Annotated in this window: 19 protein-coding genes and 1 pseudogene; 13 read left to right on the top strand and 7 right to left on the bottom strand. The window is 68.7% G+C overall.

Going from position 1 to position 21220, the window contains the following annotated elements; all coding sequences use genetic code 11:
* Position 1: 1 nt before the first annotated feature.
* Together O6P37_RS02830 and O6P37_RS02825 are read right to left on the bottom strand one after the other, a co-directional pair.
* Positions 2–766, bottom strand: coding sequence for a DUF4873 domain-containing protein (locus O6P37_RS02830; protein WP_269892625.1), 765 nt, complete (start codon positions 764–766; stop codon positions 2–4).
* Positions 763–1671, bottom strand: a complete 909-nt coding sequence (locus tag O6P37_RS02825; RefSeq protein ID WP_269892624.1) for an AurF N-oxygenase family protein — start codon at positions 1669–1671, stop codon at positions 763–765. The genes O6P37_RS02830 and O6P37_RS02825 overlap by 4 nt, the downstream gene beginning before the upstream one ends.
* Positions 1672–1798: 127 nt before the next feature.
* Here O6P37_RS02825 and O6P37_RS02820 point away from each other — a divergent pair, with 127 nt between their 5' ends.
* From O6P37_RS02820 to O6P37_RS02780, 9 genes and pseudogenes are all read left to right on the top strand, one after another.
* Positions 1799–2851, top strand: coding sequence for a YihY/virulence factor BrkB family protein (locus O6P37_RS02820; protein WP_269892623.1), 1053 nt, complete (start codon positions 1799–1801; stop codon positions 2849–2851).
* 183 nt (positions 2852–3034) lie between these two features.
* Positions 3035–3856: a SigB/SigF/SigG family RNA polymerase sigma factor gene (locus O6P37_RS02815; RefSeq protein ID WP_269892622.1), complete on the top strand. Its 822-nt coding sequence runs from the start codon at positions 3035–3037 to the stop codon at positions 3854–3856.
* A 203-nt stretch (positions 3857–4059) separates the two neighbouring features.
* Positions 4060–4797, top strand: coding sequence for a precorrin-6A synthase (deacetylating) (cobF, locus tag O6P37_RS02810; RefSeq protein WP_269892621.1), 738 nt, complete (start codon positions 4060–4062; stop codon positions 4795–4797).
* 30 nt (positions 4798–4827) lie between these two features.
* Positions 4828–5220 (top strand): phage holin family protein, encoded by a 393-nt coding sequence (locus O6P37_RS02805; RefSeq protein WP_269892620.1) that lies wholly within the window; start codon positions 4828–4830, stop codon positions 5218–5220.
* A gap of 16 nt (positions 5221–5236) precedes the next feature.
* Positions 5237–5479: pseudogene (locus O6P37_RS02800) on the top strand (DNA-formamidopyrimidine glycosylase family protein); the annotation flags it as partial.
* Positions 5480–5632: 153 nt separating this feature from the next.
* Entirely contained in the window at positions 5633–6100 is a 468-nt protein-coding gene (locus O6P37_RS02795; RefSeq protein WP_269893153.1) for a zinc finger domain-containing protein, read from the top strand.
* Between the two features lie 55 nt (positions 6101–6155).
* The gene (locus O6P37_RS02790; RefSeq protein ID WP_269892619.1) at positions 6156–7724 is read left to right on the top strand and encodes a succinic semialdehyde dehydrogenase; all 1569 of its coding nucleotides are present in this window, start codon (positions 6156–6158) and stop codon (positions 7722–7724) included.
* A 29-nt stretch (positions 7725–7753) separates the two neighbouring features.
* The gene (locus O6P37_RS02785; RefSeq protein ID WP_269892618.1) at positions 7754–8503 is read left to right on the top strand and encodes an SDR family oxidoreductase; all 750 of its coding nucleotides are present in this window, start codon (positions 7754–7756) and stop codon (positions 8501–8503) included.
* Between the two features lie 363 nt (positions 8504–8866).
* Complete coding sequence (locus tag O6P37_RS02780; protein ID WP_269892617.1) at positions 8867–9145, top strand: hypothetical protein; 279 nt, start codon at positions 8867–8869, stop codon at positions 9143–9145.
* 94 nt (positions 9146–9239) lie between these two features.
* On the opposite strand, the gene pgi is transcribed toward O6P37_RS02780, so the two are convergent.
* Complete coding sequence (gene pgi, locus O6P37_RS02775; protein ID WP_269892616.1) at positions 9240–10904, bottom strand: glucose-6-phosphate isomerase; 1665 nt, start codon at positions 10902–10904, stop codon at positions 9240–9242.
* Positions 10905–10954: 50 nt separating this feature from the next.
* Here pgi and O6P37_RS02770 point away from each other — a divergent pair, with 50 nt between their 5' ends.
* Positions 10955–12403, top strand: a complete 1449-nt coding sequence (locus tag O6P37_RS02770) for an NAD-dependent succinate-semialdehyde dehydrogenase (RefSeq protein WP_269892615.1) — start codon at positions 10955–10957, stop codon at positions 12401–12403.
* Positions 12404–12540: 137 nt separating this feature from the next.
* Complete coding sequence (locus tag O6P37_RS02765; protein ID WP_269892614.1) at positions 12541–14571, top strand: acyltransferase family protein; 2031 nt, start codon at positions 12541–12543, stop codon at positions 14569–14571.
* A gap of 39 nt (positions 14572–14610) precedes the next feature.
* Here O6P37_RS02765 and O6P37_RS02760 read toward each other — a convergent pair whose 3' ends face one another.
* A complete protein-coding gene (locus O6P37_RS02760) occupies positions 14611–14910 on the bottom strand; it encodes a chorismate mutase (RefSeq protein ID WP_264012671.1) in 300 nt (99 codons plus the stop codon).
* A 200-nt stretch (positions 14911–15110) separates the two neighbouring features.
* On the opposite strand from O6P37_RS02760, the gene pcrA reads away from it, so the two are divergent.
* On the top strand, positions 15111–17441 hold the full coding sequence (gene pcrA / locus O6P37_RS02755; protein ID WP_269892613.1) for a DNA helicase PcrA: 2331 nt from the start codon (positions 15111–15113) through the stop codon (positions 17439–17441).
* Here the strand turns inward: pcrA and O6P37_RS02750 are convergent, their stop codons facing one another.
* The 3 genes from O6P37_RS02750 to O6P37_RS02740 form a co-directional block, all read right to left on the bottom strand.
* Positions 17442–17951, bottom strand: coding sequence for a hypothetical protein (locus O6P37_RS02750; RefSeq protein WP_269892612.1), 510 nt, complete (start codon positions 17949–17951; stop codon positions 17442–17444).
* An 86-nt stretch (positions 17952–18037) separates the two neighbouring features.
* Positions 18038–18697 (bottom strand): hypothetical protein, encoded by a 660-nt coding sequence (locus O6P37_RS02745; RefSeq protein WP_408633092.1) that lies wholly within the window; start codon positions 18695–18697, stop codon positions 18038–18040.
* Positions 18698–19798 (bottom strand): M23 family metallopeptidase, encoded by a 1101-nt coding sequence (locus tag O6P37_RS02740; protein ID WP_264012674.1) that lies wholly within the window; start codon positions 19796–19798, stop codon positions 18698–18700.
* Between the two features lie 250 nt (positions 19799–20048).
* Here O6P37_RS02740 and sucC point away from each other — a divergent pair, with 250 nt between their 5' ends.
* Positions 20049–21212, top strand: coding sequence for an ADP-forming succinate--CoA ligase subunit beta (gene sucC, locus O6P37_RS02735; protein ID WP_269892611.1), 1164 nt, complete (start codon positions 20049–20051; stop codon positions 21210–21212).
* The last annotated feature ends 8 nt before the right edge of the window (positions 21213–21220 follow it).

Raw genomic sequence — 21220 nt, 5'->3', positions numbered from 1 at the left:
ATCAGGCTTGCGGCAGCGTGACCTCGACGTCGTCGAGCGGGAACGGCGGCGCGCCGACCCCCGTCACCGAGTAGCCCGACGGCGTGCGCTCGGTGATGCGGCCGTCGGCGCGGCGATCGTCGATGCCAACGGTCACTGTTCTCGACACCACATCCTCCGGCAACTCGCCGAAAAGCGTTCCCTGCCAGTGGTACCTGCCGTCGATGGGATCGAGGTGGCCGGAAAGTCGGGCCCGTCCTTCGAACTCGTCGTCTCCGATGTGCACCACGACCGGCCCGTCGAACACCTCGTCGTCCAGCGTGGGAGAGGAGCTCATGTGAAATGCCGACGGAATCTTCCTGGCGAGCCGCCGCCATGGGATGACCTCGCGGCCGCTGCCGGACTTGTCGTTGTAGACCTGCTGGGTGCTGTGGCGCACCTCGATCCGGGTGCTGCCACGGCTTTCCATAGTCCGGAGGCACTCGACGATGTAGCGCGATTTGCCGCCGTGGTCGGGTCCGCTGAGCAGGAAGTGATTCGGCATCCCGTGCACGGCGATGCCGAGGTACGGCACCGGGGTGTGCTCGGCCGGCCGTTCGTCGACGACGATCTGCGCGCGATGCTCGGTACCGTCGCCGGTGCGCAGGGTCCAGGTGTGGGCGGTGCGGTCGAAGGACCGGTCGGTCACCCCGTTGACGACGACGACGTCGGTGACCCCGCTGTGCTGCAGCACATCCCGTGTTCGCGAACCTGATCCGTTGCTGACGATGGCGACGCGGTGGGTCATTGCGGAAGGAAGCCGGTGCGCCGCCACAGCCGCCGCGCGACCGGCCCGAGCAGACCGACCTCGTCGAGGAAGGCGGCCAGCGGGGCGAAGCCGGTGATCTGCACCTCGCGGCGGTGCGGGCTGGCGCGGACCAGGCGGCGCGCCTCGCGTGCATCGAGCCCGGCCCGTGCATAGGGCACCGGGTTGCTGAACAGATGGCGGAAGAACAGTCCGCCTGCGCCGTTGATGTTGGCCGCCCACCACCTGCTGACGCGCCGCATGTGCGGTGCGCGCTTGCGCAGTCCGTCGCGGGCGAACTGGATGTGCCGGGCCTCCTCGGTCACGTGGATCCGCATGAGTCGCTGCACCATCGGCTGCAATTCGGGGTCGTCCATCATCTGGCGCTGCAGTGAATCGAAGATCTCCTCACCGATCAGGGCGGCGACCCACAGCAGCGAGCCCTGGAACGCCATCGGCAGCATGTTGATGATGACCCGCTGGTAGAGCTTCGGGCGGACCGGCTTGGCGCCCACTCGCTCGATGGCCCTGCCGAACATGATCATGTGGCGCGTCTCGTCGCCCAGTTCGGTCAACTCGTAGTGGGTGGAGCGGGCGGTCGGGTCCTGGTGCATCATCTTGCGCAGCAGCGCCTGGTTGAGGATGTTCTCGAACCAGATGCCCGCCGACAGGGTGTTCACCAGCTCCTGTCGCGACAGCTCGATCCGCTGCTCGCGGGACATGCTGTCCCACAACGGCGTTCCGTACAGCGACACGACCCTGGGCGGCAGATAGAACTTGTCGGGGTCGAGCGGCGCGTCCCAGTCGATGTCGACGACCGGGGCGTAGGACTTCTTCACCGAGCCCTTGAGCAGCCGCTCCGAGAACTCCGCGCGGGTAGGGCCAGTGGGCTTCACCGATGCGGTCATCGTCGACTTCCCTTCCGGACGGTATGTAAGTGAAGTTAGTGACGGAACCGACCTCGGTCAATACTCGCGGTACCGGATACCCACGGTAGGCGTTTGACCTCCGGAGCCGGGGGTAAACGCGCCGGATATGACCGTCACCACTGACGATCGGGACCGCGCTCCGGACCCCGACGACCCGCGCAAACCCGACTCGCCGACCGACCTCACCAAACGGTCCTGGTTCTATGTGCTGCGCAAGACCGCACGCGAATTCCAGCAGGACCAGTGCACCGACCTCGCAGCCGCCCTGACCTATTACGCGGTGCTCTCGCTCTTCCCGGCGCTGGTGGCGATGGTGTCGCTGCTCGGCGTCTTCGGTCAGGGTCAGCGCACCACCGATGCGGTGCTGCAGACCGTCGACGACGTCGCCCCGTCGTCGGCCCTCGACACGCTGCGCGGGCCGATCCAACAGCTCGTCGAGTCGCCGCAGGCCGGCCTCGGGTTGATCCTCGGCCTGGCGGGCGCGTTGTGGTCGGCATCGGGTTACGTCGGCGCCTTCGGCCGGGCGATGAATCGCATGTACGAGGTGGAGGAAGGCCGCCCGGTGTGGAAGCTGCGGCCGCTGCAGCTGGTGCTGACGCTGGCCGGTGTCGTGTCGGTGGCCGCGGTGGCGTTCATGCTGGCGGTGAGCGGACCCGTCGCCCGTGCGGTGGGCGACGCGATCGGTGCGGGCAGCGCCGCGGTGACGCTGTGGAGCGTGGTGAAGTGGCCGGCGATCCTGCTGTTCGTCGTGCTGGCCGTCGCGGTGCTCTACTACGCCACCCCCAACGTGAAGCAGCCGAAGTTCAAGTGGATCAGCATCGGCGCCGGCGTGGCGATACTGACCTGGATGGTCGCGTCGCTCGGCTTCGGCCTGTACGTCGCCAACTTCGCGAGCTACAACAAGACCTACGGCGCACTCGCCGGCGTGATCGTCTTCCTGCTCTGGCTGTGGATCACCAACCTGGCGCTGCTGTTCGGCGCCGAACTCGACGCCGAACTCGAGCGGGGCAGGCAACTGCAGGCCGGCCTGCCGGCCGAACGCGAGCTGCAGCTGCCCCCGCGGGACACCCGCGTCGTCGAGAAGAACGAGGCCGCCGAGGAGAAGGACATCGAGCGCGCCGCCGCGCTGCGGCGCAGCAGGGGCGGCGACGAGTCCTGAATCCAGGTGCGATTAGCGAAACGCGGTGGTTCCCGGTAGCCAATTCACGCAGCGTTCTCGGCTGGCAGCTAACGCCATCAACTGCCATAACGCCTGCATGAGATGACTTATGGTGATGTCCCCGCTACGCTAATTGACGCGCATCAGCAAAATGCGACCGCGCGCTATGGGTACTCCTGAACCATGACAACGATCGAGCGGACGCGTGAGGAACGGAGCGGGCGCCGTCGGCCTCAGTCCAGACCGTCCGACTACGAGGACGTTCTCGTGCTGTTCGCCGGCCTCGCATTGCTGCCGGAGGGCTCGGCCGAACACCAGCGCCAGCGTGACCGCATCATCGCCCGGTGCCTCCCACTGGCCGAACACTGCGCGCAGCGGTACGTCAATCGCGGCGAACCACGCGACGACCTCGTGCAGATCGCCCGGCTCGGACTGGTCAACGCGGTCAACCGGTTCGACGTGGACAAGGGCGTCGACTTCCTGTCCTTCGCGGTGCCGACGATTATGGGCGAAATCAAGCGGTACTTCCGCGACAGCGGCTGGTCGGTGAACGTGCCGCGACGGTTGAAGGAGCGTCATCAGCTGCTCGGCGCGACAGTGGCCGAGTTGTCGCAGCGGCTCAACCGCGCGCCGACCGCGAGCGAGATTGCCGCCGAACTCCGACTCGACCGCGCCGAGGTGGTGGAGGGTCTGATCGCCGGCAGTTGCTATCGGACGCTGTCCACCGACGCGGCCACCGGCGGCGGAGGTGATGACGACAGCGGACCAGTGCTCGCCGACACGCTCGGTGGCAACGACCCCGACATGGCCAACATCGAGAACCGGGAGGCGCTGCGCCCGCTGCTGGCCGCCCTGCCCGAACGCGAGCGCACCATCATCCGGCTTCGGTTCTTCGAGTCGCTCACGCAGACCCAGATCGCGGAGCGCCTCGGCATCTCACAGATGCACGTGTCGCGGTTGTTGGCGAGGTCCCTTGCCAAACTTCGAGACGGCATGCTGGCCTGAGCTACGAAATCCGTGGTTTATACCGATCTCCGCTACGGAATTCGTGGACTGTCACCGCTTTGCGGCGTAGCGTCCGAAGTGGCGGTGGGTGAATAGGTTGCGTTCCATCCCCTCGCAAGGTGACAGCCGGATGCAACCGCAGTGTTGAGACCACAGCCTGTTCCCACGTCGCCGCCCAACACCGGTGCCGCATACTTCGCAGCGTGACCCGACGCATCCACGTCATCGGCATCGGCGCGGGCGACCCCGGCTATCTCACCGCCCAGGCCGTCGACGCACTCAACGACACCCAGGTCTTCTTCGCCGCCGACAAGGGCGACGCCAAGAGCGATCTGGTGGCGCTGCGCCGGGACGTCTGCGAGCGGTTCATCGCCACGCCCGGCTACCGGTTCGTGGAACTGCCCGACCCCAAGCGCGCCGCCGACGGCGACTACCGGCGCAACGTCGCGGACTGGCACGCCGAGCGCGCCCGGATCTGGGCCGAGGCGATCGCGACCGAGCTCGACCCGGACGGCGTCGGCGCTTTCCTCGCCTGGGGCGACCCGTCGCTCTACGACAGCACGCTGCGCATCCTCGACCTGGTCGGCGCACACGTCGACATCGACTACGACGTGGTGCCCGGCATCACCGCCATCCAGGCCCTCACCGCACGGCACCGCATCCCGCTCAACGATGTCGGCGAGCCTGTGCTGATCACCACCGGCCGCCGGTTGCGTGAGCACGGACTGGACGGCGCCGCCGTGGTGATGCTCGACGCGGACTGCGCATTCCGGCTCTGCCCCCCTGCGACGCGGATCTGGTGGGGCGCCTACCTCGGCACACCCGACGAGATCCTCGTGGCGGGCACCGTTGGCGAGGTGGGAGAGACGATCGCCGAGATCCGCGCCGAGGCCCGCTCGCGGCACGGCTGGATCATGGACACCTACCTGCTGCGCCCCTGACGCGAGTCCTGTTCGTGGCAGGATCACCGCATGGGGTTCCTGCTCCGCACCGTGGTCACGGGATTCGCACTGTGGCTCGTCACCTGGTTCGTGCCGGGAATGAGCTTCGTCGGCGCCGACAACCGGCTGCAGGAGATCGGCATCATCGGTGTGGTCGCGCTGATCTTCGGCGTGGTCAACGCGATCATCAAGCCGATCGTGCAGCTGCTGTCGATACCGCTCTACATCCTCACGCTCGGGCTGTTCCACGTCGTCATCAACGCGTTGATGCTGTGGATCACCGCCTCGATCACCGAGCACACCACGCACTGGGGTCTCTACATCGACCACTTCTGGTGGACGGCCATCTGGGCGGCGATCGTGTTGTCCCTCGTGAGCTGGGTGCTGTCGCTGGTCACGGGCCGGTTGCTGGCCGACCGCTGAGGGGCACACTGGTTCCATGCCTGAACTCCCCGAAGTCGAGGCGCTGGCCGACCACCTCCGCCGCCATGCCGTCGGCCTGACGGTCGGCCGCGTCGACGTCTCGGCCTTCTCGGTGCTCAAGACATTCGACCCGCCCATCACCGCGCTGCACGGCCGCGAGGTCACCGGCGCCAACCGGTGGGGCAAGTACCTCGGCCTCCAATTCGGCGACCTGCACCTGATCACCCACCTGTCCCGGGCCGGCTGGCTGCGCTGGTCGGACAAGCTCGCCGCCGCTCCGCTGAAGCCGGGCAAGGGGCCGATCGCGCTGCGCGTCCACCTCGGCACGCCCGGCGAGGCGCCCGGCTTCGACCTGACCGAGGCCGGCACCCAGAAGCGGCTGGCGGTCTGGCTGGTCACCGACCCGGACACGGTGCCGGGCATCGCCGGACTCGGACCGGACGCACTCGAACTCACCGTCGAGGACCTCGGACTGCTGCTGGCGGGCAACAGCGGCCGGCTCAAGACCGTCATCACCGACCAGAAGGTGATCTCCGGGATCGGCAACGCCTACAGCGACGAGATCCTGCACGTGGCGCGCCTTTCGCCGTTCGCCACCGCCAACAAGCTCACCGCCGCGCAGCTGGGCTCGCTGCACGACGCGATGATCTCGGTGCTCACCGATGCGGTGTCGCGGTCGGTGGGTCAGCAGGCCGCAACCCTCAAGGGCGAGAAGCGTTCCGGGCTGCGGGTGCACGCGCGCACCGGGCTGCCGTGTCCGGTCTGCGGGGATACCGTGCGCGAGGTGTCGTTCGCGGACAAGTCGTTCCAGTACTGCGCGACGTGCCAGACCGCCGGGAAGGTGCTCGCCGACCGGCGGATGTCGCGACTGCTCAAGTAGCGCGCTTGCCGGTCTCCCGTGCGGGTATCCCTGTCGTCTGACCGGAAGGACTGCCATGACGACCCTCAGCACCGCCCATCCCCGCGTGGCCGCGCTCCTCGCCGACCTGCCCGGCCGGGTCCAGGCGGCCGACTCCAGCCGCAAGCGCGACATCACCGACGCGATGACGGGCCGTCCGCTCGGGCAGGTGCCGCACTGCACCGCCGAGGACGTCGCCGCTGCGGCGGAACGCGCCCGCGCCGTGCAGCAGGACTGGGCGGCCCGTCCTGTCGCCGAACGGGCACAGGTGCTGGTCCGGCTGCACGACCTGGTCCTCGAACATCAGGACGAGGTGCTCGACCTCATCCAGCTGGAGAACGGCAAGGCCCGCCGTCATGCGTTCGAGGAGGTCATCGACGTCGCGCTGACCGCACGCTACTACGCCAACACCGCCGAGAAGTACCTCCGGCCGAAGCGCCGCCAGGGTGTGCAGCTGATGCTCACCGAGGTGTGGGAGCACCACCATCCGAAGGGACTGGTGGGCGTCATCTCCCCGTGGAACTACCCGCTGACCCTCGGCATCAGTGACGCGCTGCCAGCGCTGGTCGCGGGCAACGCGGTGCTGGCCAAGCCCGACGACCGCACGCCGTTCTCCCACCTGTGGGCGGTGCAGCTGCTCGAACGGGCCGGAATGCCCCCGGGACTGGTGCAGACCGTCACCGGGCCGGGATCGGAACTGGGCACGCCGATCATCGAGCAGTCCGACTTCCTGATGTTCACCGGTTCGACGAGCACCGGGCGGACCGTCGCCAAGCAGGCCGCGGAGCGGCTGATCGACTACTCGATGGAACTGGGTGGCAAGAACGCACTGCTGGTGCTCGACGACGCCGATGCCGCGAAGGCGGCCCGCGGCGCGGTCAAGGCGGCCTTCTCCAACGCCGGGCAGCTGTGCATCTCCATCGAGCGGATCTACGTCCCCGATGCGCTGTGGGACGCGTTCATCGGGCGGTTCGTCGAGTACACGCAGGCGTTGAAGCTCACGCCCGACCTCGACTACTCCGCCGACATGGGCTCACTGATCAACGAGAACCAGCTGAAGACGGTCCGCCAACACGTCGACGACGCGCAGTCCAAGGGGGCGACCGTGCTCACCGGCGGGCAGCCGCGGCCGGACATCGGACCGTACTTCTACGAGCCGACGATCCTGACCGGAGTGCGCCAGGGCATGGACGTCTACGAGGACGAGACCTTCGGACCCGTGGTCTCGGTCTACCGGGTGAACTCCGAGGACGAGGCGATCGCCAAGGCCAACGACAGCCGGTTCGGCCTGAATTTCAGTGTGTGGACCAAGGATCCGGAACGCGGCAGGCGGGTGGCGGCGAAGCTTCAGGCGGGCACGGTCAACGTCAACGAGGCGTACGCCGCCGCGTGGGCGTCGGTGGACGCTCCGATGGGCGGCATGAAGGACTCCGGTGTCGGCCGCCGCCACGGTGAACACGGCATCCTCAAATACACCGAGTCCCAGACCATCGCCACCGAGCGTGGGCTGCCCGTCGGTGCGCCGCCATGGATCCGCGCGGACCGCTACGCCACGGTGATGACTGCGGGACTCAAGGCGCTGCGACGCATCCCGGGCGTCAAGTAGCGCCGGCGGCCGGTCGCTACGCTGCTCCGATGACCAGGCAGAGGATCCTCATCACCGGCGCCAGTTCCGGCCTGGGCGCCGGAATGGCCAGGGTGTTCGCCGCCAAGGGCCGTGACCTCGCACTGTGTGCGCGCCGGATCGACCGCCTCGAGGAGCTCAAGGCCGAACTGCAGGACCGCCATCCGGCGATCCGGGTGGCCGTCGCCGCACTCGACGTCAACGACCACGACCGGGTGCCGCAGGTGTTCGCCGCGCTGTCCGAGGAACTGGGCGGCATCGACCGCATCGTCGTCAACGCCGGTGTCGGCAAGGGCGCCCGGCTGGGGACGGGCAAGCTGTGGGCGAACAAGGCCACGATCGAGACCAACCTGGTCGCCGCACTGGTGCAGATCGAGACGGCACTCGAGATGTTCACCGCCGCGGGTGGCGGGCACCTGGTGCTCGTGTCCTCGGTGCTCGGCAACAAGGGCGTGCCCGGCGTGCGCGCGGCCTACGCCGCGAGCAAGGCCGGCGTCTCGTCACTCGGCGAGTCGCTGCGGGCCGAGTACGCCGGCAGCCCGATCACGGTGTCGGTGCTCGAACCCGGCTACATCGAATCGGAGATGACCGCCAAGGCCGAGACCACCCGGCTGATGGTCGACACCCAGACCGGGACGGCGGCGATGGTCGACGCCATCGAGCGCGAACGTGGCCGCGCCGCGGTGCCGTCGTGGCCGTGGGCGCCCCTGGTGCTGCTGCTCAAGGTGCTGCCACCGAGGGTCGCCGCCAAGTTCGCGTGATGTGAAACGGCTGACAAGACGAATTGTCGGTAGCCGGTTTAAGCACCGGAGCGGTGTGGAAACCCTTTGATCATGATGGCGAAACTTTCGAAGCTCACACCAGTCCTGTTCTCCGGTGTCGCTGCCGCAGGAATCGCAGCCGCACCGATTGCTCTTGCTCAGCCGCCGGCCCCGCCGCCGTGTGCGCCGGGCGTCGCGTGTGGCCCCGTGGGTAACGCGGGTCCGAACGGCGCCCACGCCGCGGTCCCCGGCGGCCCGGCCGCTGTAGCGGGTCCTGGCGGTGCACAGGCCGCCGTTCCCGGTGGCACGGGCGCTGCGGCAGGCCCGAACGGCGCTGAAGCTGCGGTTCCGGGTGGCCCGGCCGTGGCGGCGGGTCCGGACGGCGCCAATGCTGCCGCGGTTCCCGGTGGTCCGGCCGCTGCGGCAGGCCCCGGCGGCGCCGAAGCCGTCGTTCCGGGTGGTCCGGCCGCTGAGGCGGGCCCGGGCGGCGCCGAAGCCGTGGTTCCCGGTGGCCCGGCCGTCGAGGCGGGCCCCGATGGCGCCAGCGGCGCGATCCCGAATGGACCGTCCGGCTCGGCCGGCCCCGGCGGCGTCAGCGGCTGCATCGTCCCCGGCGCCTGCGGCACCATCCCCGTCGGCTGACCCTGATCCAGCGATCTCGGCGCGGAGACCTACGCACACCGTAGGTTTCCGCGCCGAACTCGTCTCTAGGCCGAACGGCCCCGTTCCGTCCTGCTCAGGCTGATCGACCTCGCTCCGCTCGGTAGTGCCGCACGAGGGCGTCGGTGGAACCGTCGGACAGCGCCTCGGGGGACGCGTCGGCGGTGATCACCGGCAGCAGCGCCTTGGCCTGGGTCTTGCCCAGTTCCACGCCCCACTGGTCGAACGAGTCGATGCCCCACACCACGCCCTCGGTGAACACCTGGTGCTCGTAGAGCGCGATGAGCTGCCCCACCACCGACGGGGTCAGCTTGGTCGCCAGGATCGACGTCGTCGGCCGGTTGCCGGGCATCACCTTGTGCGGAACCACGTCAGCGGGGGTGCCTTCCGCGGCGATCTCGTCGGCGGTCTTGCCGAACGCCAGCACCTGCGTCTGGGCGAAGAAGTTGCTCATCAACAAGTCGTGCATGCTGCCGTCGCCGTCAGCGGTGGGCAGATCGTCGGTGGGCTGGCTGAAGCCGATGAAATCGGCGGGCACCAGGCGCGTGCCCTGATGCAGCAGTTGATAGAAAGCGTGCTGGCCGTTGGTCCCCGGCTCGCCCCAGAAGATCTCTCCGGTGTCGGTGGTGACGGGTGTTCCGTCCGCCCGCACCGACTTGCCGTTCGACTCCATGGTCAGCTGCTGCAGGTACGCCGCGAACCGGGACAGGTCGTTGGCGTAGGGCAGCACGGCCCGCGACTGCGCGCCGAAGAAGTCGGAGTACCAGAGCCCGATCAGGCCGAGCAGCACCGGCGCGTTGGACTCCAGCGGCGTGTACTTGAAGTGCTCGTCGATCAGGTGGAAGCCGGCGAGGAAGTCGGCGAAGCGTTCCCTGCCGATCGCCGCCATCACGCTCAGGCCGATCGCGCTGTCGACGGAGTACCGGCCTCCGACCCAGTCCCAGAAGCCGAACATGTTGTCGGTGTTGATGCCGAAGTCGTCGACCAGCTTCTTGTTGGTCGACACCGCGACGAAGTGCTTGGACACCGCCGCGTCGCCGAGGGTTTCGGTGAGCCAGCGCCGCGCGGCGGTCGCGTTGGTCAGCGTCTCCAGCGTCGAGAACGTCTTCGACGCGACGATGAAAAGCGTTGTGGCGGGGTTGAGTCCGTCGAGCTTGGCGACGAGGTCGGCGGGGTCCACGTTGGACACGAAGCGTGCGGAGATCCCGGCGTCGGCGTAGTGCCGCAGCGCGTCGTACACCATCACCGGGCCGAGGTCGGACCCGCCGATGCCGATGTTGACCACCGTCGTGATGCGCTCACCGGTGGCACCCGTCCACTCGCCGCTGCGCAGCCGGTCGGTGAAATCGCCCATCCGGTCGAGCACGTCGTGGACGTCCTTGACGATGTTCTGCCCGTCGACCTCCAACTCCACACCGCGGGGCAGCCGCAGCGCGGTGTGCAGCACGGCCCGGTCCTCGGAGGTGTTGATGTGCAGCCCCGAGTACATCGCGTCGCGGCGCTGTTCCAGGCGGGCGGCGCGGGCCAGGTCGAGCAGCAGCTCGAGTGTCTCGCGGGTGACGCGGTGCTTGCTGTAGTCGATGTAGAGATCGCCGACCTTCAACGTCAGTTCGGTGCCGCGGGCCGGGTCGTCGGCGAACAGCTCACGCAGGTGCACACCACCGATCTCGTCGTGGTGGCGCTGCAGCGCCTGCCACGCGGGAGTCGCGGAGATGTCGGGAATGGTGGTGTCGGCACTCATGTTTCCGACCCTAGTGCGGGCGCGGGATCAAAGGTGTAAATGATGGATGTATGGACACCACCGCGCTGCTGAAGTCAGTACCCACCGGGCTGTGGATCGGCGGTGAGGAGCGCACGACGTCGTCGACGTTCAACGTGCTGCATCCCAGCGACGACAAGGTGATCGCCACGGTGTCCGACGCGGGAGCCGAGGACGCCGTCGCCGCCCTGGACGCCGCGTGCGCGGTTCAGGCCGAGTGGGCCGCAACCGCGCCGCGCAAACGCGGCGAGATCCTGCGGTCGGTGTTCGAGGCGATCACCGAGCAGGCCGACGACATCGCCGCGCTGATGACGCTCGAGATGGGCAAGGTGTTCGCCGAGAGCAAGGGCGAGGTGACCTACGGCGGCGAGTTCTTCCGGTGGTTCGCCGAGGAGGCGGTGCGGATCGCCGGCCGCTACACCCCGAGCCCGGCAGGCACCGGTCGCATCATCGTCACCAAGCAGGCCGTCGGGCCGTGTTACGCGATCACCCCGTGGAACTTCCCGCTGGCGATGGGCACCCGCAAGATGGGCCCGGCGTTCGCCGCCGGCTGCACGATGATCGTCAAGCCGGCGCAGGAGACGCCGCTGACGATGCTCTACCTGGCCAAGCTGATGGACGAGGCCGGACTGCCCAAGGGCGTGCTGTCGGTGCTGCCGACGAGCAGCCCCGGCCCGGTCACCGAAGCACTGATCGACGACGGCCGGCTGCGCAAGCTGACGTTCACCGGGTCGACGGGCGTCGGCAAGTCGCTGGTGAAGCAGTCGGCCGACAAGCTGCTGCGCACGTCGATGGAACTCGGCGGCAACGCACCGTTCGTGGTGTTCGACGACGCCGACATCGACGCCGCGGTCGACGGCGCGATCCTGGCCAAGATGCGCAACGGCGGCGAGGCGTGCACGGCCGCCAACCGCTTCCACGTCGCCAACTCGGTGCGCGAGGAGTTCACCGAGAAGCTGGTCAAGCGGATGAGCGAGTTCACCCTCGGCAAGGGCCTCGACGAGTCGGCGACGCTCGGCCCGCTGATCAACTCCAAGCAGCTGTCGAAGGTCACCGAACTGGTCTCCGACGCGGTGTCGCGCGGCGCGACGGTCGCCGTCGGCGGCGTCGCCCCCGGCGGCCCCGGTAATTTCTATCCGGCTACGGTGCTGGCCGACGTGCCCGCCGACGCGCGGATCCTCAAGGAGGAGGTGTTCGGCCCGGTCGCCCCCATCACCGGCTTCGACACCGAGGAGGAGGGCATCGCCGCCGCCAACGACACCGAATACGGACTGGCCGCCTACATCTACACCCGCTCGCTGGACCGGGCGCTGCGCGTCGCCGAGGGCATCGAATCGGGCATGGTCGGCGTCAACCGCGGAGTGATCTCCGACGCCGCGGCCCCGTTCGGCGGCATCAAGGAATCCGGCTTCGGCCGCGAGGGCGGCACCGAGGGCATCGAGGAGTACCTCGACACGAAGTACATTGCGCTAACGCGTTAGCGCGGGCGGACATCGCGCTGTGACGAAGTAAATCGTTGTAGCCAAGTCGGTCGCGAACGCGCCGCCGCGCCTTCACGATCGGAGCCGCGGCGGCCCATAGACTTCCATGCTCGGGGCTCGACATGGGAGGGCATGGCATGACTGCGGCGCCGGTCCGCGTCGGCGGTCGACGCCGATGGGTCGCCCCCGCAGCCGAACCTCCGCGTCGCAGCCCGGCCAAGGGTCGTGACATCCCCGCCCTCGACGGTCTGCGCGCGGTCGCGGTGGCGCTGGTGCTGGCCCAGCACGGAGGACTGCCGGGGGTGCCCGGCGGCTTTCTCGGTGTCGACGTGTTCTTCGTCCTCAGCGGATTCCTGATCACCTCGCTGCTGCTCGACGAGCTCGGCCGCACCGGCCGCATCGGGCTGCGCGACTTCTGGATCCGCCGGGCCCGCCGCCTGCTGCCCGCGCTGCTGGTGGTGGTGGCCGCCGTGCTCCTGGTGCGCGACCTGTTCCCACCCGACGCGGTGACCGCCCTGCGCGACGACGCCGTCGCGACGTTCTTCTGGGCCGCCAACTGGGCGTTCGTCGCCCAGCGCACCGATTACTTCGCGCAGGGCAGTCCGCCGTCGCCGCTCCAGCACATGTGGTCCCTCGGGGTCGAGGAGCAGTTCTACCTCGTCTGGCCGGTGCTGCTTCTCCTCGTCATCGGGGTGCTCGGCGTGCGGCGGCGGGTGCCGAGCCTGCGGACGGTGCGCTGGACGGTGTTCGGGCTCGCGACCGCAGGCGCCGCGGCATCGGCCGCCGCGGCGGTCTTGCTGACGTCGGACGCCACGGCCAACCGGGTGTACTTCGGCACCGACACCCGGGTGCAGGCGCTGCTGCTCGGAGCGGCTGCCGCGGCCCTGCTGGTGCGCGACTGGTCGACCGTCACGATGGGCACGCCGATCCGCTCACGGTGGGGACGTCTGCTGGCGCGGGTGCTCTCAATGGTGGGACTGGCGGGTGTCGCGGTGCTCGCCCACTACGCCACCGGCAGCCCCGCCGAGTACCGGGCCGGGCTGTTCACCGCCGTAGCGGCCGCCGCGCTGCTGGTGGTCGCGACCGTCGCGCTCGACCAGCGCGGACCTGTGGCGCGCATGCTGGCCTTGCCGCCGCTGGTGTGGCTGGGCGCGCTCTCCTACGGCGTCTACCTCTGGCACTGGCCGGTGTTCATGGTGCTCAACGGCGAACGCACCGGGTGGTCGGGGTGGCCGCTGTTCGCGGCCCGGTGCGCGGCGACGCTGCTGGTGGCCGCGCTGTCATGGTGGCTGATCGAGCAGCCGGTCCGGCGCTGGCGGCCGTCGTCGGTGCCGATGCTGCCGCTCGCGGTGGCGACAGTGGCGACGGCTGCGGTGGTGACCGTCTCCGTCGTCCCCGTCGGCATCCACCCCGCCGACGACACGGGACCTCCGCTCGAGGTGGCGTCGGCGGCGGCGGTGCTGCCGGAGATCCCGGTCGCCGTCGGCACGAACGACACGCAGCACCCGCCGGGAACGCGCACCGTCGCGGTGTTCGGGGACTCGGTCGCCTGGACGTTGATGCGCTACCTGCCGTCGACGCCGGGACTGCGCTTCATCAACTACACGACCATCGGCTGCGGCATCGCCCGCGGCGGCCCGTACCGGATGACCGGCGAGACGCTCAACCAGAAGCCCGAGTGCGACACCTGGCCGGCCCGGTGGGCGCAGCGGATCAACCACGACCGCCCCGACGTGGTGCTGCTGATGGTCGGTCGGTGGGAGGTCGTCGACCGGGTCAACGAGGGGGACTGGACCCACGTCGGCGAGTCGGGTTACGACGCCTACCTACGCGGCGAGCTGCAGCGGGCGCTCGACATCCTCGGCTCGACCGGGGCGGAGGTGCTGGTGACGACGGCGCCCTACAACCGGCGCGCCGAGCAGGCCGACGGCAGCCTCTATCCGGAGGACGACCCCGACCGCGCCGACGAGTGGAACGACCTGCTGCGCGAGGTGGTGGGCGACCGCCCGAAGGTGTCGGTGTTGGACTTCAACAAGAAGCTGTCCCCGCGCGGCTACTACACGACCCGCGTCGACGGCATCCGGTTGCGCAGCGACGGCGTGCATCCCACGCCAGAAGCGGTCGAGTGGTTGACGCCGTGGCTCACCGACGCCCTGCGCGGCCCGTGACCCTTAGCTGAGCGCCACCGTTCCGGCGGAACGTCGCAATCAGTGGCCGAGGCGGCCGCGGCCCATCCGTAACAGCAGCATGGCGAGGTCCTTGCCCTCCGGGCCCAGCCGGCTGTAGCGCTCGAGCACTTTCATCTCGCGACTGTGAACCAGGCGGGTGCCACCGGAGGCCATCCGGGCCTTGCCGATGAGCTTGGACACCTCGGTGCGGCGCGCGACGGCCTGCAGGATCGTGGCGTCGAGCTCGTCGATCTCCAGACGCAGCGCGTCGATGTCGTGCGTGGTTTCGGATTCGACTGACATCGGTGACTCCTCGTTGTGTGTGTTTGATGGTGTCATCCGGAACCAGGTCTCACACAGCAAACGAGCCCCGGATCCGGAAGCGGACCGCGGGGCTCTGTGTAGAAGCAGCTAGACCACGGGCACCGCTGGCCGGTACCCGTAGAAAAATCGCCGCTTGCTGAGCACGCGAATCAGTGTGCCACCAACTGCCACATCGGCGCAAAGGTGTCACCGTGCGGCGGTAGGTTTGGAGCAGTATGACTGTTGCCCCTCACCACACCTCCCACACCTCGGAAACCGACCAGTTGCTCGACGGGCTCAATCCGCAGCAGCGCCAGGCGGTGCTGCACGAAGGTTCGCCGCTGCTGATCGTCGCCGGCGCCGGGTCGGGGAAGACGGCGGTGCTCACCCGCCGGATCGCCTATCTGCTGGCCGCCCGCGAGGTCGGTGTGGGTCAGGTGCTGGCGATCACGTTCACGAACAAGGCCGCCGCCGAGATGCGCGAACGCGTGGTCGCGCTGGTGGGCCCGCGGGCCCGCGCGATGTGGGTGTCGACGTTCCACTCCACCTGTGTGCGGATCCTGCGCAACCAGGCGTCGCTGCTGCCCGGGCTGAACTCCAACTTCTCGATCTACGACTCCGACGACTCGCGGCGGCTGCTGCTGATGATCGGCAAGGACATGGGGCTGGACACCAAGCGGTACTCGCCGCGGTTGCTGGCCAACGGCATCTCCAATCTGAAGAACGAGCTCATCGACCCGGAGCAGGCGGCCTACGACGCCTCCAACGCCGACGAGGACCTGCCGCGCATCATCTCCGAGGTCTACGCCGAGTACCAGCGCCGGCTGCGCGGCGCCAACGCCCTGGACTTCGACGACCTGATCGGCGAGACGGTCGCTGTGCTGCAACGCTTCCCGCAGATCGCCCAGTACTACCGGCGACGGTTCCGGCACATCCTCGTCGACGAGTACCAGGACACAAACCACGCCCAGTACGTCCTGGTGCGCGAGCTGGTCGGCCGGGCCGGCCCGGACGACGAAACTACAGGCGTGCCGCCGGCCGAGCTGTGCGTGGTGGGCGACGCCGACCAGTCGATCTACGCCTTCCGCGGCGCCACCATCCGCAACATCGAGGACTTCGAGCGCGACTACCCGAACGCGACGACCATTCTGCTGGAACAGAATTACCGCTCGACGCAGAACATCCTCAACGCCGCGAACTCCGTAATCGCCCGGAACACCGGCCGGCGGGAGAAACGGCTCTGGACCGACGAGGGCGCCGGCGAACTGATCGTCGGCTACGTCGCCGACAACGAGCACGACGAGGCCCGCTTCGTCGCGCAGGAGATCGACGCCCTTGCCGACCGCGGCGACATCACCTACAACGATGTCGCGGTGTTCTACCGCACCAACAACTCCTCCCGCGCGCTCGAAGAGGTGTTCATCCGCGCCGGCATTCCCTACAAGGTGGTCGGCGGCGTCCGGTTCTACGAGCGCAGGGAGATCCGCGACATCGTCGCCTACCTGCGGGTGCTCGACAATCCCGGGGACTCGGTGAGCATGCGGCGCATCCTGAACACCCCGCGCCGGGGCATCGGCGACCGGGCCGAGGCGTGCGTCGCCGTCTACGCCGAGAACACCGGCTCGAGCTTCAACGACGCCCTGCAGGCCGCCGCGGAGGGCCGGGTGCCGATGCTCAACACCAGGGCGGAGAAGTGCATCTCCGGCTTCGTCACGATGCTCGACGAACTGCGCGGACGCCTCGACGACGAGCTCGGCGACGTGGTCGAAGCGGTGCTCGACCGCACTGGCTACCGTGCCGAACTGGAGGCTTCCAGCGATCCGCAGGACCTCGCCCGCCTCGACAACCTCAACGAACTCGTTAGCGTCGCACACGAATTCAGCATCGACCTGGCGAACGCGGAGGCGCTGGCCGACGACGAGCCGGTCGACGAGGATATCCCCGACACCGGTGTCCTCGCGAAGTTCCTGGAGCGGGTGTCACTGGTGGCCGACGCCGACGAACTGCCCGAGCACGGCGCAGGCGTGGTGACCATGATGACGCTGCACACCGCGAAGGGTCTCGAGTTCCCGGTCGTGTTCGTCACCGGCTGGGAGGACGGCATGTTCCCGCACATGCGGGCGCTCGGCGATCCGACGGAGCTGTCCGAGGAACGGCGGCTGGCCTACGTCGGCATCACCCGCGCACGCCAACGGCTGTACGTCAGCCGGGCCAAGGTGCGGTCGTCCTGGGGTCAGCCGATGCTCAACCCGGAGTCGCGGTTCCTGCGCGAGATCCCGCAGGAGCTCATCGACTGGCGGCGTACCGACCCGACGCCGTCGTACTCGGCTCCCGTCAGCGGTGCCGGCCGGTTCGGCACCCCGCGTCCGGCGCCTGCGCGCTCGTCGGCGGCCAAGCGCCCTCCGCTCGTTCTGGAGCCCGGCGACCGGGTCACCCACGACAAGTACGGGCTGGGCCGCGTCGAGGAGGTCTCGGGCGTCGGGGAGTCGGCGATGTCGCTGATCGACTTCGGCAGCGCCGGCCGGGTGAAGCTGATGCACAACCACGCGCCGGTGAGCAAGCTCTAGTCAGCGCCGTCTGCGCGCGGCACACCAGCGCCCGGTCGACGGCAGCAGCGCCAGCACGGCCGTCACGACGTGCAGCACCGACCACGTGGCGTCGGACGTGTCGATCCGCGGCGCCGACGGTCCGGTCACCAGCTCGACGATGCGGTACGCCACCATCGCCGCGCACACCGACGCGACCACGTACCGCGCCGCCGCCACCCGCATCAGCAGCACCGCCGACGCGATCATCAGCGCCACCGAGCCGACCAGCGGGATGAACACACCGAGCGCCAGCAGGCTCATGAAGGCCACCGCCTCGCCCTTGGCCTCCGACCCCCCGAGCAGTATCGCGAGGATGCCGACACCGGCGACCGTCAGCAGTATGCCGATGAGCGGCAGGGCACCGCTGACGAAGCCGAGGATGCCGGCGGTGATGGCGGTCGCGCCGCTCGGCCGCGGGTCAACCGGGTGAGCGAACGGCGGGTATCCCGGCGGGGCAACGTAAGGCTGCTGGTGTTGCCACGGGTTCACCCGCCAACCGTAACAGCGCGAAAGTGCCGGTCAGCGCGGCAATTTAGGCGTCGACTCTGCGTGCACGGCGCGTGCCTCTCGCAGGTCTACGCCGTGGGCGCAGAGTGGTCGGCAGGAGAGGACCGGCTCCACCTGGCCGTCGACGGCAGCATCGTCAGCGCGATGCCGGCCAGCGGCAGCACCGGGATGGCGTAGACGACGGGCGGCAGCTTGGCACCCGCGACGAACAGGCTGGCGAAGATGAGCAGGCTGATCACCGAGCCGACCACGATCAGCAGCCGCCCCATCCGGCGGCGCAGCAGCAACAGGACAAGCCCGCCGATGATCGCCGCGGCGGTGATCGCGGAGAGGAACCCGACGGCCACGCAGAACAGCCGGTCGGTGCGCCACCACCCGGTGATCAGATCGGTCGCGATGACGGCGGTGGCCCAGCCGCTGACGATGCTGACCACCGCGGCGGCCACGGCGGTTCGCGGGTCGGCGTCGCCCGCCTGCTTCGGGATGGCCGTCGGCCTGGGACGCGGGATGTAACCGGTCTCCTGCAGCGATGCCGGTTCGATGTAACTGGTCTGCGGTTCGCCTTCGGGCATCGCGGGCAGTTCGCCGGTGGGGTGGCGGCGGATGATGCCGGTCTGCGACTCGTCCTGCACGGGAACAGGTGTCGACGGGGTCGCGCTGTCGGGCTGACGCCGGATGATGCGCGTCTGATCTGAGGAAGGGCCGCTCGGGAAGACTCCGTCGCTCACTCAGCCAACATAGCTGCCGGTGCTGACTCCCCGCTTCGCCAGCCAGCCGACCGGATCGATGCGGTTCGAGCCGTTGAGGAGCACCTCGAAGTGAAGGTGGGGACCCGTCGAATTACCGCGGTTCCCCATGGTGGCGATCTGGTCGCCGGCCATCACGCGCTCGCCCATCGAGACGCTCCACGTGTTGAGGTGGCCGTAGAGGGTGACGGTGCCGTCCGAGTGGCGCAGCTTGACCCAGGCGCCGTATCCGGCGGTCGGGCCGACGTCGACCACGACGCCGTCGGAGGCGGCCAGAATCGGCGTGCCGATCGGCCCTGCGATGTCGATGCCGCCGTGCAGGACGCCCCACCGGTAGCCGAAGCCCGACGTCCACACGCCGCGGGTGGGCATCACGAACAGCGGGCGCATCTGACGCGCCTCGCGCTCGGCGCGCTCCTGGGCGAAGGCGGCGGCTTTGGTGATCTCCTCGGCGTGCACCGACGCCTCGGCGTTCGAGGCGACCGTGACGATCTGCATGCCGTCGACCGAACCGGTGACCGAGGCGCCGTTGACGGCCGTCTCGCCGGCGGCCAGCACGGTGTCGCCGGGGACCGGCTCGGTGGCGTTGCTCATCGAGTAGGCGCCCGCCGCGGTCGCACCGGCGGCCATGGCGGCGATCATCAGCCGGCTCTTGACAGCGCCTGCCGATTCTTTGCGGTGAAGGCCACGCCTGCCCGCCATGTCGATGATGTCGGTGGCGGCCGATCCGTCGCTGACGTCGGTGTGGCTGTCGCGGTAGGCGTGGGTGGACTGCCGGGCGCGCCGCGAGTGGGCGGTGCGGGAATCGGTTGCCACGTCGGCACGGAACTCCGAAGGAACGGCCAGCCGGAGCGGCGTCTCGTTGCAATCGTGCAGATCGTCGAGCTCAGGAGCGTGGATGACCTGCGATTCCCGGTCGAACGCGGTGTGGTCGCGGAACTCGAGGTCGCCGAGACCGCCGAACTCGTTGAACGGGATGATGTCGGTGATCTCGGTCTGATGCTCGAAGTACGGATTGGACCGCCATTGCCGAGCGTTCGTCGAGGCTCCTTGCGGAGTGGGGGACGAACGGTGCTGCGCCAACCTGACTAAGTCCTTCTATCCGTGACCTGAACGTTATCGAAGACCAGAGGCACGTTAACCAAATTCCAATGTTGGTGGCAACCTGTGGGACTATTCCGGCAGGTTTTGTGACCTGTATCACTGAGGGTCGCCGGTGAGATCTGCCACATGAGAGGTAGGCGGTGCCGACGCGTCACTGCAGTGTCGATAAGGTTCCCCCGAGCCGGTCAGGCGCAACCCTCGACGTCAACCCAAGACAGACAGTGAGCCCATGGATCTCTTCGAATACCAGGCGAAAGAGCTATTCGCCAAGCACAACGTGCCCACCACGCCCGGACGGGTGACGGATACCGCCGAGGACGCCAAGACCATCGCCGAGGAAATCGGCAAGCCCGTCATGGTCAAGGCACAGGTCAAGGTCGGCGGCCGCGGCAAGGCCGGTGGCGTGAAGTACGCAGCCACCGCCGACGAGGCCTTCACCCACGCGCAGAACATCCTGGGTCTGGACATCAAGGGCCACGTGGTGAAGAAGCTGCTCGTCGCCGAGGCCAGCGATATCGCCGAGGAGTACTACATCTCGTTCCTGCTCGACCGCTCCAACCGCACCTACCTGGCGATGTGCTCGGTCGAGGGCGGCATGGAGATCGAAGAGGTCGCCGCCACCAAGCCCGACCGGCTGGCTCGCGTTCCCGTCGACGCGACCAAGGGTGTCGACGAGGCCTTCGCCCGCTCGATCGCCGAGCAGGGCCACCTGCCCGCCGAGGTGCTCGACGCCGCCGCGGTGACCATCGCCAAGCTGTGGGAGGTGTTCGTCAAGGAGGACGCCACCCTGGTCGAGGTGAACCCGCTGGTGCGCACGCCCGACGACCAGATCCTGGCCCTCGACGGCAAGGTCACCCTCGACGCCAACGCCGACTTCCGGCACGAGGACCACGAAGAGTTCGAGGACAAGGACGCCACCGATCCCCTCGAGCTCAAGGCCAAGGAGAACGACCTCAACTACGTCAAGCTCGACGGTGCCGTCGGCATCATCGGCAACGGCGCGGGCCTGGTGATGTCCACGCTGGACGTCGTCGCCTACGCCGGTGAGAAGCACGGCGGCGTGAAGCCCGCCAACTTCCTCGACATCGGCGGCGGCGCCTCGGCCGAGGTGATGGCCAACGGCCTCGACGTCATCCTGAACGACAGCCAGGTCAAGAGCGTCTTCGTCAACGTGTTCGGCGGCATCACCGCCTGTGACGCGGTGGCCAACGGCATCGTCAACGCGCTGAAGATCCTCGGCGACGAGGCCAACAAGCCGCTGGTCGTCCGGCTGGACGGCAACAACGTCGAAGAGGGCCGGCGCATCCTGGCCGACGCGAATCACCCGCTGGTGATCCAGGCCGACACCATGGACGAGGGCGCCGACAAGGCCGCCGAGCTGGCGAACAAGTAAGGAAAGCA

The sequence above is a fragment of the Mycobacterium hippophais genome (assembly GCF_027529605.1).
GTDB classification, from domain to species: domain Bacteria; phylum Actinomycetota; class Actinomycetes; order Mycobacteriales; family Mycobacteriaceae; genus Mycobacterium; species Mycobacterium arseniciresistens.
This window is presented reverse-complemented; position numbering and strand designations above follow the sequence as displayed.